We start from the raw sequence: 15,444 nt of genomic DNA on the forward strand, positions 1-15,444 counted from the left end.
AACAAAATGGATAACAGAATTCAGGAAATTAAAGATAAAATAGAAAGGCCTGCTACAGAATTTTTTACTGGTGGTTTCAGACCTCTGAACGTATTAGAAGAATCATGGATCGGGCGGGTATTTGCCTATGCTGAAGATGAAGAGATTCCTTTGGATAAAAATGGAGATCCTATGATGCCGCTTATCCAGTTCTATCTTCCCAACCAGCCTTTTGTACCGGAACTGATAAAGGATAAAAAATTAATTACTGTATTTATCTCCCATGACTTTCCGGAAATGCTTGAAAAAATGGGTGACAATTGGGTTATTCGGGAATATGATAATTTGGAGAATATTGTCATCAAGGATTTGCAAAGTCCGGTTTCTTATTTAAAACCATTTCCCTTACGCTCCGAATTATATCCTAAAGATGCCCCTTTATGGGATGGTGGCGGAATTGAAGATATAGATTACAACTTAATCTCTGAAATTGTTAAACTTGAAAGAAAAGGGCATTTCAACAGCTATTTTGACATCATTAAGCACTGTTATAGTACTAAATTGGGTGGTTACCCATCATTCTGTCAGCCCGGCATTGGTTTCAAAGATGGGTTTGGAGATGGGTTTGAATTTGTTTTTCAGGTGTCTTCAGATAATAAAGCGCATTTGAATGTGATTGACAGTGGAAGCTTTATGTTTGCGAAGAATAAAGAGACTGGAGAGTGGAGTTTGTATTATGATTTTTATTGATAACTCGAAAGATAAAAGCAGGAAGTCACTATAGAATATCAACCTGCAATAAAAAACATCTCAGTTGAGATGTTTTTTTTATTTTTTAATCCATTCTTCTCGAAGAACCGCATAAATCACATCATCTACCCAATTATTCTTCCAGAAAAGGCTTTTTACAAAATGCCCTTCTTTTCTTAAACCAATTCTTTCCATTAATTTCAGTGAATCGGTGTTATCAGGATCAATAGAAGCACTAATCCTGTGTTTATTCAAATCATTAAAAAGGAAATCAATAACTCCTTTTAATGCTTCAGAAGCATATCCTTACCCCTGAAAAGCTGTGTTTAATGTAATTCCTAATTCTACTTGCAGGTTTTCATCTCCTAAAAAATGAATTCCAATATCTCCGATAACATCTTTTGTTTCCTTATGAGTGATCAAAAGCTGATACCAGCTTTCGGGAGTATTAAATTCTCTATTATTTCTCTGAATAAAGCTTTACACCTCTTCTAACGTTTCAGGAATCCAGCTTTGAAACTTATTGGCTTCAGCATCTGAACGATAATCAAAAAAGCCTGTTTATCTTCAATGATTATATCGCGTAAAACTAATCTTTCTGTATTTAGCTGCATGGTTTTATTATAATTTCAAGCAAAAATATGATTATTCATCGAACTTTAAGGATCATATCACTCAATGTTTACAACCTGTTGTGATGGAAAAAACCAATCTGGAAGAATAATCACTGTTTATCTCTGTGAAGTCACCAATACTGAAAGAAAGTTAGTAACTGTGGTGACCAGTACAATTATGACATTCAAAGGTGATAAAGCTAAGGGAAGATAATATTATTTGACTTCTCTGAGTACCTGAATAATTATTTTATAATAAAGTATCGGCGAGGCCTTTGGCCTCGCCGATACTTTATTTACGGATTTCCGTAATAGATTTGGCGATGAAACAATTACTTTTGAGTAATTGTTTTTCAAAACCATAAACAAGGCAATTCATTTTTTCATACTGCTTCACAGTATCAATTCTTTTAAATTAGCTATCAAAGAATAAATTGAATTATTATGATAATAAAGGTTTAGAAAGCTGATTAAAATCCATTGATATGCATTGAAATTTAATTATTATATTAGTAAAAACTATAATCTAAAAACTCAATTATTATGGGAAGAGTCTCTACTATCTTCTTTTTATTCTTGTGCTTATTCTCCTTCGCACAAGAAAAAACCAATTTAAATTCAACTACTAGAAATTTTATCAGTAATGCTGACTTTACCCAAGTCAATAAAGATTGGAATGTAACTGCTGATTTCAGATCTGGTCTGGGAGAGCAAGTATCTTTTTTTCCGGTTGAAGCAATAAACCTTAAAACAAATCAAAAAATGAAATCCATTCAAGTTAACATGAATGCAAAAACAGATTTCATGGGAAAATCAAAAGACTTTTTCAAAACTTCATGGCTTGACGTGGATGAAGTAGAAGAATTTATTCAGTTTATAGAAAAATATGTCATTCCGAACATAAAAGATAAAACAGAAAATAAACAATCAACAAATTATATTTTTAATTCTAAGGAAATATCTTTCAATTTTTATATTGAAAAAAACACTCGAAGGATTTCTATTTATTTAAAAGATTATGGAGTTATCGATAATGAACGTTACTTCTGGACAGAATCACAAGTAAATAAAATACCTGAATTACTAGATGTTCTAAAAAAAATAAATGGAAAATAGTTTCAATTCATTATTTGATTTTCTTTTGAAAATTAATAATGCATCTGTATTATTTTTTGACATGGATGATACGTTAATATATACAAACTTTGCTAACTATTTATCATATTATGAAGCCATTAAAAGAGTAGTTACAACAAAAATAAATATACCATCATATAATCCTAAAGAAAGGTTTAATAGAAATAATATTTATTCTTTTTTACCTAATCTAAATCCATCACAATACAAAGATATTATTAATGTAAAAAAACAAATATATCCACAATATTTATGCGAAACAATATTAAATACTACTATAGCAGATATATTAAAGCTATATTATAATACTAATCGAATTGTTTTGGTTACAAATTCTAGCAAAGAAAGAGCAAAAAAAACTTTAGAATACCATAAAATTTCAAATCTTTTTACTGAAAAAATTTATCAAGAAGAATTAGAAAGAAAGGATATTAATAAATATAAAAATGCTATAAATACATTAAAAATAAAACCGAGCTCTATACTAGTTTTTGAAAATGAAAAAACAGAAATTGTTTCTGCAGAATTAGCAGGAATACCTAAAGAAAATATATTCAATATTTAATTAAAAAATAATTATGGAAAAATTTACAATTTATGCAAATAACTTTTTGAACCAAAACATTCAAGGCTATTATCACACTATTTACACTGGCATGAATAATCCTGGAAATCCTGATTATATTAATGATTTAAAAAATACATTTAACAACTTTTCTCTAGATAAACTGAATAAAGCGGCCCAACAACTAGAAAATGTTCTTATGAATGATTTGCAATTGATTTCTAATTCATTAGATTTGCCTAACATAACCGTTTGTGTAGTTCCTAGGGCAAAAGTTAACTATTCCATTAATCAATTGCGATTTAAATCTACAGTTAAAAATGTAATCAATAGAATTGATGATTTCGTTGATGGAACAGAATACATTACAAGATATCAAGATACAATGACAACTCATCTTAAAAATTTGAATTTAACTAATTATACTAATAATGGTAGCGAACCATTTCCAGGAATAACTAATGAAACATGCAGATTTTCGAATTTTATTACCAATAGTAATATATTATTAATAGATGATATATATACAAGTAGTATTAATATTGATGAAGATGCTATTCAAGCATTATATGATAATGGAGCACGATCTGTGTTTTTTTATTCAATTGGCTATAGAGGATAACTTAAAAAATTAAAAAATGAAATATTCAGATAACGTAATTAATGTATTAACTGCTAAAAATTATAAAGGTATTGGAAAAGCTTGGATTAGTAGAAATCTATCAATTAATAAACCTATTGAAACTTTAGTATCTCTATTAAATAAAGACTCTAAAGAAGATTCAATTATTACAATTAATGATTTTATAACCCATAAAAAAATGGTTGAAAATAAAATTAATAATCTAAATGGAATTGATGGAGTTGTAGCTATTGGTGATAAAGACTTCCCCCAATATCGTGGTAAAGTGAAAAATAGTGAACATCCAATTGTTTTATTTTATAGAGGAAATATAAATCTATTAAAACCTACAAATAAAAACATCACTGTTATAGGTTTACTTGATCCTGATAATAGTACTGAAATAATTGAAAAAGAAGTAGTTTCTGAATTGGTAAAAAATGGAGCTAATATTGTTAGTGGCTTAGCATTAGGGTGTGATTCCATTGCCCATAGGCAGGCTCTTCTTTCAAAAGGGAAAACAATTGCTATTTTACCTAGTTCCTTAAGTAATATCTTACCAGCAACAAACAAGGAATTAGCAAATGATATTATAGCTAATAATGGTTTATTAGTTACTGAATATTACGAAGATGCTAAATCTAAAATTGAATTAAATAGTAGATATCAAGAACGTAATCGATTACAAGCTTTATTTAGTGATAATGTTATATTATCAGCTAGTTATGCAAAAAATGAGTTAGGAAATGATAGTGGATCTAGATTAGCTATGGAATATGCTTTAAACTATTCTATTGCTCGCTCCGTCATTTATGATCCTCAAACAGATATAAAAAACCCAAAGTATGATTTAAATAGACAATTAATTAATCAACAAACTGATATTGTTATTATAAATCGTAAAAATTTATCATCTATAATAAGAAAAATAGTTTCAAATAAGGCAAATATCCAATCTATAAATCAATCAATCCAAACCAATTTATTTGAATAAACCCCGCGCCCTTTGGGCGCGGAGTTTTCTATATAAAATTCAGTAGATTAGAATTTAAGATCTCCGTTCACTTCTCTTACTGCATTAGCAGCTTCAGCGAATTTCAATTGCTCTTCAGCAGTCAATGTTACATTTACGATTGATTCCACTCCGTTTGCTCCAATGATCGCAGGAACTCCTAAGCAGATATCGTTTTGACCGTACTCACCTTCAAGCATTAATGAACAAGGAATCATTTTCTTTTGGTCACATGCAATAGCCTGAACCATTACAGAAACAGCAGCACCTGGTGCATACCAAGCAGAAGTTCCTAATAATTTAGTAAGAGTAGCACCTCCTACTTTCGTTTCTTCGATTACATATTTTTGTTGATCTTCACTTAAGAACTCAGTAACTGGAACTCCATTTCTTGTAGCTTTGCTCAATAATGGAAGCATTCCTGTATCACTGTGAGCAGCGATTACCATACCGTCAACATCAGAAATTGGAGCTTCTAATGCTTCAGCTAATCTGTATTTGAATCTTGCAGAGTCTAATGCACCACCCATTCCGATGATTTTGTGCTTAGGAAGACCTGAAGTTTTGTGTACTAAATAAGCCATAGTATCCATTGGGTTAGAAACCACAATAATGATTACTTCCGGAGAATGTTTTACTAAGTTTTCAGTAACTTCTTTCACGATACCTGCGTTGATACCTATCAATTCTTCTCTTGTCATTCCAGGTTTCCTTGGAATCCCTGAAGTGATTACTGCTACATGAGAACCTGCAGTTTTACTGTAATCTCCTGTTGTTCCGGTAATTTTTGTATCGAATCCATTAAGTGATGCTGTTTGCATCAAATCCATTGCTTTACCTTCAGCAAACCCTTCTTTAATATCTACCAAAACTACTTCTGAACAGAAGTTCTTCATTGCGATGTATTCTGCACAGCTTGCTCCTACAGCGCCTGCACCTACTACAGTTACTTTCATATTGTTACTTTTTTAATTATTTATTTGTTGAGTTACTATTTAAATTTGAAACTTCCCAAATTTAATAAATCCTGAAAAAATGCGCAATTTTTCAGGAAATTTATTCGAATTAAAAGGAATTAGTTGACGTTCAGTAAAAATGAGTACAGCTTTTTTGCGCCAGATAGTACTTCTCCATACTTTTCTTCTGCCACTTCAGTATCCAAAACCTCTTTAAAGTTCTTCCACATAGGTCCTGTATTCTCCTGATAACATCCGAAGAAGTTAAAAGTCACCGCATCAAAACCTTCCGTTTTAGAAAGTTGTTTAGCAATTACATTTCCACCCAATGTAGAACCTTCAATCACATACATTGCTCCCAAAGCTTCATGTTCATTCTCAAATTCAAGATCGTGAGAGGCCAACTGATTTTCCAAAGAAAGGCTTTCAAGGTCCTTTTCAATAAGTGGAAGCTTTTTTCTTTTAGCAAGCTGAAGTTTATCCGCATACTTTTCGGAAAGGCTGCTGAATATTTTATCTTCACTATGAAGAAGCATCAGATAATTGGTATGGATAATCTTTTTATAATCTTCTAAAGTGAAGGTTTTATTAAAAATTTTTTCAGAATTAAAAAGTTTCTCGGCTGCGTCGTGATAGTCTGCTGTATTTTGCTTAAGATATTCTGATACCATAATTACGTTTTAAAAGTTTCTCAAATGTAAGGCTTTTTAAACGTTAAAATAAATGAAGTTCCTTCTTTGTTGCTCTCATAATCTATATTTCCGCCTATCCTTTTCATAATACGGTGTACAATGGATAATCCTACTCCATTTCCCTTGAATTTCTTCGCATTATCCATCCGGTTGAAGATCTTAAACATCTTATGCTTTTCCCCCTCAGGAATCCCAATTCCGTTGTCTGAAATTCTGTAAACAATAGTTTGTCCGTCTTCCGTTCCCTCAATTTCCACTTTAGGCTGATCTTTATGAGATGAATATTTGACCGCATTATTGATAATATTCAGAAATACCTGATGAAGTAATGTCTTATCAGCCAAAACATCAGGGCATTCTTTAATAATAATCTCACTTCTCGGGCTTCCATAAGTCATCCTGGCATTATCTGAGATCTTTTGAATCGTAGTAGTGGTTTTGAGACTTTCCAGCTGTATCTCACTGTGTTTGGCCCTGCTGAGCTGCAAGACATCCTGCATCATTTCAGCCATGCTGTCGATCTCCTCAATGATTGTATTAATTTTAGTTTTGCTCTTTTCAGAACCATCCGTGAGATTTCCTAACAGCATTTGTGCATTCAGTTTCATAACTGTTAAAGGAGTTCCCAGGTCGTGAGAAATCGTATAGGAAAAACTATCAAGTTCTTCGTTCACTTTTTTAAGCTCATCATTAAGCCTTTTAATGGCATTATAATTCTTATGAGAAGTTTCTAAAATAAGATCCCTTACAGCTTGTACCGCACTCACATTTCTTGAATTCCATCTTTTGGAATGGCCTTTAATATTTTCAGTAAAAATGCGGAATGAAGTTCTTGGAGAAATCATCTGTCTGTCTTCTCCATTTTGAGAAAACACACCTAATTTCTTTTCCGGATTTCCTGCCCAGTCAATATGCTCATTAAATTCTTTACGGAACCAGATCAGCATTTCATTTTTATCTCTCTCAATAAAATAAATGATAATTCCGGCTGCATTTTCTGATAATTCGAGTTCTGCACCATGATTTCTAAGAAAACTACGGTTAACGTAAATTCTATCACTCGTATTTTCCAATGCCCAGTGTACAATTCTGCTAATACAATCCATAGCCGGAACATCTCCTTCAGTAACTATGTTTTCATCAGATATAATGGCAAAACCATCCGCTTCCGGCAGATTCATCATTTCAACTTTATTTTCCCACAGAGAATCAAATAAATGATTATGTTTTAAAAATTCCGCTTTAAGATCAGAAATTCTTTCATTCAGTTCAAGACGATAATTCAGTTCATTTTTTGATTTAAAAGAGGAATAAGCATTAGATGCCAAGGCCGTAAAAATGCCAGCCTGAACCCTATCTTCAAGATCAATATGTTTAGGTTGTACATTCTGACAGGTTACCAGCCCCCAAAGGTGATTATCAATAATAATCGATATACTGAAACTGGAAGAAACTCCTGAATTCTTAAGATATTGCCCATGAACAGGAGACATTGCCCGTGATGCAGAAAAACTAAGATCAATATTGTTATTTGTTTTACTCAAGATCGGGACTGTATCAACATATACATTGCTGAAGATTCTTTTTCTTTTTTTAAGATAGAGTTCCCTAGCCTGTTTCGGAATATCAGATTCTGGATAATGAAGTCCCAGAAAGCTTTCCATCTCTTCATTTTTCTTCTCGGCAATTACTTTTCCGGAACCATCCATCATAAATTTATACACCATTGTACGGTCATAATTTACCACCTTAGAAAGAGTTTCTAGAAGATGGTTCCAAAGTTCCTGTTCATCATCAATAACATAAAAATTATCATATTTATTGGAAATCCGTTTATCTGGATTAATTAGAACTTCTTCAAATTCCAGGAAAATAGACCCGCCACTTCTGAAAACAGAAAAGTGGTATTCTTTTTCACCTATAATGATCTTATCAAAATACGTTTCATTTTCCCGTCTGGTAAAACGATCCAGTGAAGTATAAATATCTGACTCTATAATATTCTCAAAACTTTCTGGGAAATCCGTAAGCTTTCTCTCAAATAGCTCATTCAAGCTTCTGATTTTAAAAATATCCGATAGGTTCTGGCTTAAAAAAGTAATGGAATGAGATACTGCATCAATACCAATCAAATAACCAAAACTTTGTATAGAGCCTGGAATATGGATAGGTTCTTCGTGACATTCTACAAAATTCATATCTCTTTCAGTCTATCTATCAAATATAAGGCTTTTTTTTAACTGATTTTGGTGATGTGGTATTTAATTTTCACCCTGTTCATGTGGTATCACACAATAAAAAACCAGCAATTATCTGTATTGAACAATTATTGTTTTTCGCCTGATTTCACTACGACATTTCTAAAATATACGAAAAATTTCCCAATAATGAAATTAACATTCCTTAAAGCATGATTCATAACATGAAATGCAGCTTATCAGTTAAATTAATTATGTTATTTAACTAAATTTTGCTAAATTTATATCACCAAATAATGAATATGATCAAAATACATTGAATTATTCACAACAAATTCAATATAAAATTTAAATTCAAATAATACTATTATGAAAAAGTTCCCATTAATTTTATTTTCTCTTGTCCTTTCAGTAGGATTATGGAATCCATCAGAAGCGTGCACCCGCGTGGTGTACAAAGGTCCGCAAAATACTATTCTTACCGCCCGTTCTATGGATTGGCGTGATGAAATTCCAGCCAATCTTTGGGTTTTTCCAAAAGGAATAGACCGTAATGGTCAAACTGGTCCTAAATCTGTAAAATGGAGCTCAAAATACGGAAGCATCATCAGCTCTAGCTGGGATATTGCTTCTTCAGATGGAATGAATGAAAAAGGATTGGTAGCGAACTTATTATGGCTGGGGGAATCTCAATACCCAAAATTTGATCCTAAAGGAAGTAAAAAGGGACTGGCTATTTCTTTATGGGCCCAATATTATCTTGATAATTTCTCAACGGTAAAAGAAGCCGTAGAATTTTCAAGAAAAGAACCCTTCGTTGTCGTAAGTGACTATATTCCAGGAACGGAAAGGTTTACCACCATTCATCTTTCTCTTTCTGATGCTTCAGGAGATAGTGCTGTATTTGAATATATTAACGGAAAACTGGTTATTCATCATGATCCTTCTTACACAGTAATGACTAACTCTCCTATTTTTGACGAACAACTTGCACTTAATAATTACTGGAAAGGGATACCGGGAACTGTCATGCTTCCGGGAACCAATCGCGCTGCAGACCGATTTGTAAGAGCTTCTTATTATATTGATGCAATTCCAAAAACTGCCGATACCCGTACTGCTGTGGCCAGCGTGTTTAGTGTGATCAGAAACTGTTCTGTCCCTTACGGTATTTCTTCTCCTACCGAGCCCAATATTTCTTCTACAAGATGGCGCTCTGTTTCGGATCAGAAAAATCTGGTGTATTATTTTGAAACTGTTTTTACCCCCAACACATTCTGGGTAGATCTTAAAGATTTTGACCTAAGCGCAAAAGGGAAGGTAATGAAGCTTGATCTAAGCAACTATCAAACTTATCACGGTAAATCGAACACTAGTTTCAAAGAAACTCCATCTTTCAGATTTTTAGGCTTAGAATAAAAAATTCAGGTTTAAAAGTAAAGATTTGGACTTAAGTGTTTCTTTATATAAGAATAGGTTAGAAGCACCTGAGTCTCTGTACATAATGAATGATTACATTCAGGATGAGGTAAATGATCATTCCTTCCTCTGGAAAAGTATACATCGGAGATGTAACGGAAGGGTTTAGTAATCATTCATGGGCACGCTCAGTGCATTACCTCAGCTTTTCAAGGACAGAGACAGGAACTTTTATGCTTATTAAAAATTCAAAAAAGCAAAAATTAAACAAATAGATATGGCCTTTTTTTCATTAAAAAAGAGAAGCTTGATTCTGTGTATACTCATGGGCTGGTTTTCAGCAAATGCACAAATACAAGACTCTCTACAGACCACCCCCCAACCACAAGAAGAAGATCATGTAAAATATCCTCAGCTTCAGATCAAAGGACTTTTTCAGGCACGTTATCTGGTAGGAATGAGCAAGGATGTTGACGTCAACGGACTTCATCATTCTGACGGATCAGGAACCAGCAATAATTTCATGCTGAAATACATGAGGATTCAGGTACGGGCACAAATCAGTAAGCGTACTGAAGTTGTTGCATTGGCCAACCTTGCCGACTTTAAAAACGATCCTAAAAGCAGAGTTCTTGAAAATGCTTATCTGAAATATACCTTCAGTCCCAAGTTGGCATTCACTGTGGGCCAGTTTAGACCCTGGTTTGGTATTGAGGAGACTTATCCTATCGATATTATTAAATCCCTGGACTGGTCTAATCAGTATTCCGAATTTGGGAAACTGGGCTGGACGAGTTTCCAGATAGGGCTTTCTGCCACAGGACAAGTAAAATTAGGAGAAATTCCCCTCCAATATGCGGTCTCTGTAGTGAATGGAAACGGAAAAAACCAAATCAATGATAATGACAACGGAAAACAATATTCTACCCGTTTACTTTTCGGATTATCCAAGAAATACAGTTTCAATGTTGGTTTAAACGGAGGGATTGGTGAAGTTTTCAGCAAAAAAGTATATGCTGTAGGGGTTGATCTCAGCTCAATGATTCATTTTGATCCCAAATGGAGTCTTGATATGCAACTGGAAGCCAAACAGGCCACCAATCACGTTCTATACAATTCTATCGCTCCTGAAATAAGACCTGATAATCCGGACCAGTATCTGGTTCGAGGGGTCTATTTCCTTCCAAATCTGAGATATGAAATCAATCACAAAAATCTCAGTGCTTTTGAATTGTCTTGCCGATATGAATACCTAGACACCAATTTTAGAATGGAATCCAACCCCAGACAAACCATCACACCAATGGTAGGATTAGAATTTCTGAAAAATTATGGGGCCAGAATTCAACTGGGAGTACAATTTGACCGCTACAAATATCAGGTAGAAAACACCAATCAATACAACAATAATCTATTCATCGTTCAGGTACAAAGTAGATTTTAACAGATTAAATAGTGAGTATTATGAAAGAAATTAATATTAAAAACGTTGCGATCACATTTGTCGTTGCGTTAATCATCTGGTTCATTCCGGCACCTGAGGGAGTTGCCCAGAATGCATGGCATTTGTTTGCCATCTTTGCCGCAACCATTTTAGGAATTATTTTAAAAGCAGCTCCTATGGGAACCATGTGTATGATGGCCATAGGATTTACAGCGCTTACACAAGTAGTGGCTCCCGGAGACGCGGGAAAATCTATTACCAAAGCACTTTCCGGATTTGGAGATAAAGTGATCTGGCTGATCGGGATTTCATTTTTTATTGCCAGAGGATTTATTAAAACAGGACTTGGAAACCGTATTGCCTTTTTATTCATCAGGGTTTTCGGTAAAAGTTCATTAGGGCTGGCTTATGGATTAGGACTTGCAGACGTTTGTCTGGCTCCTGCTATCCCTAGTAATACGGCAAGAGGAGGGGGAATTATTTACCCCATCATGAAATCTATGGCCATAAGCTTTGATTCCGTTCCTGAAAAACCCGAAACTCATAGAAAATTGGGTTCATTTTTAACATTGAACAGTTACTATATGAACCTCATCGCTTCTTCTATGTTCTTAACCGGAACAGCAAGTAACCCTATGTGCCAGAAATTTGCCGCCAACCTTGGAATTGATATCACATGGATGTCTTGGGCAGCGGCTGGTTTTCTACCCGGTTTAGTAGCGTTCTTCGTTGTTCCTTTGGTATTGTATAAATTGTATCCACCTGAATTGAAAAAAACAGGTGATGCCCCGAAAATGGCCGCTCAGAAATTAAAAGAAATGGGACCTATTTCCAGAAATGAATGGTTGATGCTATTGGCTTTCTTTATCCTTTTATTCCTTTGGATTTTTGGTGGTGCACTTTCTATTGATGCAACAACTACAGCCTTTATCGGATTAACTTTATTGCTATTAACCTCAGTATTAACTTGGGAAGATGTAAAAGGTGAAAAAGGAGCATGGGATACCATCGTTTGGTTTGCTGTTTTGGTCATGATGGCAAGTTCTTTGAATGAATTGGGCTTCATTGGCTGGTTCAGTAACCTTATCAAAGTTCAAATCGGAGGCTTAAGCTGGCAGGTAGCCTTCCCGGTTATTATTGTCGTCTATTTCTTCAGTCATTATATTTTCGCAAGTGCTACAGCTCACGTAGCGGCTATGTATGCAGCCTTATTGGGTGTAGGGGTTTCTTTAGGCATTCCTCCGATGTTATTAGCAATGATGCTAGGTTTCATGGGATCAATTTATGGAGTGCTTACTCATTACGGGCACGGACCTGCTCCCGTATTCTTCGGCAGCGGATATGTTGATCTGAAAGTCTGGTGGCTTCGTGGCCTTGAAATAGGAATCGTGCTCTTAATCATCTACATGGTTGTAGGAGGCTTATGGATGAAAGTTTTAGGATATTATTAATTATTAAATCAAATATATGTTATCAACATTGTCAAGAAAAATGCTGATGTGCCTTACAGGACTCTTTTTGGGATTCTTCCTGTTGATTCATTTCCTCGGAAATCTTCAGCTTTTTCTCCCCCAGGAACAAGCCCATCTGCAATTTAATGCCTATTCTCATTTTTTATCAGGAAATATCATCATCAAAATAGTTTCTTATGTATTGTATGCCAGTATTATTCTGCATGCCCTAGACGGATTGATGATTACTCTGAAAAACAAAAAATCCGGTGGTGATTATCAGAACGACAGACGTAGAAGAGCCAGCAAATGGGCATCCAGAAATATGGGAATTCTGGGAACATTAATCCTGATCTTTCTGGTCATTCATTTCCAAAATTTCTGGTATGTCTATAAATTCGGAAACCCACCATTGGATGAGAATGGAAATAAGGACTTATATATTTTGGTCGTAACAGTGTTTAAAGAGTGGTGGTACGTGGTGATTTATGTTCTTTCTATGATTGCCTTATGTTATCATCTGATCCACGGATTATACAGCTCCGTAAGAACTCTTGGATTGTACCATCCTAAATTTGTGAAATGGGTTAAAATTATTGGAACAGCCTACTCTGTCATTATAAGTTTAGGTTTTGCCCTTATGCCTGTTTATGTATTCTTTACTTATCATTAAAAAGACCTCATCATGATTTTAGATTCAAAAATACCACAAGGCCCATTGGAACAAAAATGGGCATATTATAAAAAGAAAGCCAAGCTTGTCAATCCGGCCAACCGTAAAAAGCTTGATGTGATTGTTGTAGGAACAGGTCTTGCCGGAAGCTCTATCGCTGCCTCTTTAGGAGAGATGGGATATAATGTGAAGGCATTTTGTTTTCAGGACAGTCCGAGAAGAGCACACTCTGTAGCGGCTCAAGGTGGAGTAAATGCTGCTAAAAATTATAAAAATGATGGTGACAGTGTGTACAGAATGTTCGTTGATACTTTGAAAGGTGGCGACTTCAGGGCACGTGAAGCCAATGTGTACCGAATGGCAGAATGTTCTTTAAACCTTATCGATCAGGCTGTAGCACAAGGCGTTCCTTTTGGTCGTGAATATGGAGGGTACCTTAATAACCGTTCTTTTGGTGGGGTCCAGGTAAGCCGTACTTTCTATGCCAGAGGACAGACCGGACAACAGTTGCTTCTGGGAGCGTATCAGGCTTTGATGAGACAGGTTGGAAAAGGTTCTGTACAATTGTTTTCAAGACATGAAATGCTTGATTTGGTTACGATTGATGGGAAAGCAAGAGGAATTATCGTAAGAAATTTAGATACCGGAGAAATTGAAAGACATGCAGCCCATGCTGTAATATTAGCAACCGGAGGCTATGGAAAGATTTATTACCTGTCTACATTAGCTATGGGATGTAATGGTTCTGCGATCTGGAGAGCACATAAAAAAGGAGCTTTAATGGCTTCGCCGAGCTGGATTCAGGTACACCCTACTTCCCTTCCGCAATCCGGAGATTATCAGTCTAAATTAACATTAATGTCTGAATCATTGCGTAATGACGGAAGAATCTGGGTTCCTTTAAAAGAAGATGAAAACAGACTCCCGAATGACATTCCTGAAAATGAAAGAGACTATTATCTGGAAAGAAGATATCCTGCATTTGGAAACCTGGCTCCAAGAGATATTTCGTCCCGTGCTGCCAAAGAAAGAATTGATGCCGGATTCGGAATTGGTCCCTTGAAAAATGCAGTGTACCTGGATTTTTCCAAGGCGATTAAAGAACAAGGAAAAGATAAGATCAAAGAGAAATACGGAAATTTATTCGACATGTATCTTAAGATTACAGGATATGATGCTTATAAAGAACCAATGATGATCTCTCCTTCTGCTCACTTCTCCATGGGAGGTCTTTGGGTAGATTATGAACTGATGACCACTGTTCCGGGACTATTTGCATTGGGAGAAGCTAATTTTGCAGATCATGGAGCCAACAGATTGGGAGCAAACTCTCTCTTACAGGCTTCTGTAGACGGATATTTTATCGCTCCTTATACTATTGCAAATTATTTAGCAGATGAAATTCATACCGGGAAAATTTCACCGGATGCTCCAGAGTTTGAACAGGCTGAAAATGCTGTTAAAAATCAGATTCAAGATTTAATGAATATCAAAGGAACCAAAACTGTTGACTACTTCCATAAAACATTAGGAAAGTTGCTGTACAATTATTGCGGACTGGCAAGAAACGAGGAAGGGCTTAAATATGCTATTCAGGAGATCAGAAAACTAAAACAGGAGTTCTATAAAGACGTAAGGGTTTCCGGACAAGGGGATAAGATGAATGCTGAACTGGAAAAAGCAGGTCGTGTTGCTGATTATTTTGAAATCGGAGAGCTGATGTGTTATGATGCTTTAACCCGTAATGAATCCTGTGGAGCTCACTTCCGTGAAGAATACCAAACTCCGGATGGAGAAGCAATGAGAAATGATGCAGAATATCAATTCATCTCAGCATGGGCATGGACAGGTGAAAATGGAGAACCTGAACTGGTTAAAGAACCATTAACCTTCGAAGAAATACAGCCAACGGTAAGAAGTTACAAATAAAAA

At 34.9% G+C, this 15,444-nt stretch carries 14 protein-coding genes; 10 read left to right on the top strand and 4 right to left on the bottom strand.

All coding sequences use genetic code 11. The features are described from left to right. Positions 1–6 precede the first annotated feature (6 nt). A complete protein-coding gene (locus EL260_RS19965; RefSeq protein ID WP_123857271.1) occupies positions 7–729 on the top strand; it encodes a YwqG family protein in 723 nt (240 codons plus the stop codon). A gap of 78 nt (positions 730–807) precedes the next feature. On the opposite strand, the gene EL260_RS26075 is transcribed toward EL260_RS19965, so the two are convergent. Continuing rightward, positions 808–924: a GNAT family protein gene (locus EL260_RS26075; protein WP_232534817.1), complete on the bottom strand. Its 117-nt coding sequence runs from the start codon at positions 922–924 to the stop codon at positions 808–810. 962 nt (positions 925–1,886) lie between these two features. On the opposite strand from EL260_RS26075, the gene EL260_RS19975 reads away from it, so the two are divergent. The 4 genes from EL260_RS19975 to EL260_RS19990 are packed head-to-tail and all read left to right on the top strand — an operon-like array spanning position 1,887 to position 4,661. Then, on the top strand, positions 1,887–2,459 hold the full coding sequence (locus EL260_RS19975; protein WP_123857272.1) for a hypothetical protein: 573 nt from the start codon (positions 1,887–1,889) through the stop codon (positions 2,457–2,459). Further along, a complete protein-coding gene (locus EL260_RS19980; protein ID WP_123857273.1) occupies positions 2,449–3,045 on the top strand; it encodes an HAD hydrolase-like protein in 597 nt (198 codons plus the stop codon). The genes EL260_RS19975 and EL260_RS19980 overlap by 11 nt, the downstream gene beginning before the upstream one ends. A gap of 13 nt (positions 3,046–3,058) precedes the next feature. Then, complete coding sequence (locus tag EL260_RS19985) at positions 3,059–3,667, top strand: amidophosphoribosyltransferase (RefSeq protein WP_123857274.1); 609 nt, start codon at positions 3,059–3,061, stop codon at positions 3,665–3,667. 16 nt (positions 3,668–3,683) lie between these two features. Next, the gene (locus EL260_RS19990; RefSeq protein ID WP_123857275.1) at positions 3,684–4,661 is read left to right on the top strand and encodes a DNA-processing protein DprA; all 978 of its coding nucleotides are present in this window, start codon (positions 3,684–3,686) and stop codon (positions 4,659–4,661) included. Positions 4,662–4,708: 47 nt separating this feature from the next. Here the strand turns inward: EL260_RS19990 and EL260_RS19995 are convergent, their stop codons facing one another. The 3 genes from EL260_RS19995 to EL260_RS20005 form a co-directional block, all read right to left on the bottom strand. Then, on the bottom strand, positions 4,709–5,635 hold the full coding sequence (locus EL260_RS19995; RefSeq protein ID WP_045500033.1) for a malate dehydrogenase: 927 nt from the start codon (positions 5,633–5,635) through the stop codon (positions 4,709–4,711). Between the two features lie 119 nt (positions 5,636–5,754). Next, positions 5,755–6,306, bottom strand: a complete 552-nt coding sequence (locus EL260_RS20000) for a biliverdin-producing heme oxygenase (protein ID WP_123857276.1) — start codon at positions 6,304–6,306, stop codon at positions 5,755–5,757. Positions 6,307–6,326: 20 nt separating this feature from the next. Beyond that, complete coding sequence (locus EL260_RS20005; RefSeq protein ID WP_123857277.1) at positions 6,327–8,525, bottom strand: ATP-binding protein; 2,199 nt, start codon at positions 8,523–8,525, stop codon at positions 6,327–6,329. A 369-nt stretch (positions 8,526–8,894) separates the two neighbouring features. Here EL260_RS20005 and EL260_RS20010 point away from each other — a divergent pair, with 369 nt between their 5' ends. The 5 genes from EL260_RS20010 to EL260_RS20030 all read left to right on the top strand — a co-directional run bounded on the left by EL260_RS20010 (position 8,895) and on the right by EL260_RS20030 (position 15,441). Beyond that, positions 8,895–9,944, top strand: coding sequence for a linear amide C-N hydrolase (locus EL260_RS20010; RefSeq protein WP_123857278.1), 1,050 nt, complete (start codon positions 8,895–8,897; stop codon positions 9,942–9,944). 325 nt (positions 9,945–10,269) lie between these two features. Continuing rightward, positions 10,270–11,388 (top strand): porin, encoded by a 1,119-nt coding sequence (locus EL260_RS20015; RefSeq protein ID WP_394343529.1) that lies wholly within the window; start codon positions 10,270–10,272, stop codon positions 11,386–11,388. A gap of 20 nt (positions 11,389–11,408) precedes the next feature. Beyond that, positions 11,409–12,839: an anion permease gene (locus EL260_RS20020; protein WP_123857280.1), complete on the top strand. Its 1,431-nt coding sequence runs from the start codon at positions 11,409–11,411 to the stop codon at positions 12,837–12,839. A gap of 16 nt (positions 12,840–12,855) precedes the next feature. Next, positions 12,856–13,512 carry a succinate dehydrogenase cytochrome b subunit gene (locus tag EL260_RS20025; RefSeq protein WP_123857281.1) on the top strand — a complete coding sequence of 219 codons (657 nt, stop codon included), beginning with the start codon at positions 12,856–12,858 and terminating at the stop codon, positions 13,510–13,512. A 12-nt stretch (positions 13,513–13,524) separates the two neighbouring features. Next, positions 13,525–15,441 (top strand): fumarate reductase/succinate dehydrogenase flavoprotein subunit, encoded by a 1,917-nt coding sequence (locus EL260_RS20030; RefSeq protein ID WP_123857282.1) that lies wholly within the window; start codon positions 13,525–13,527, stop codon positions 15,439–15,441. Positions 15,442–15,444: the final 3 nt, after the last annotated feature.

The organism is Chryseobacterium nakagawai (genome assembly GCF_900637665.1).
Taxonomy (GTDB): Bacteria; Bacteroidota; Bacteroidia; order Flavobacteriales; family Weeksellaceae; genus Chryseobacterium; species Chryseobacterium nakagawai.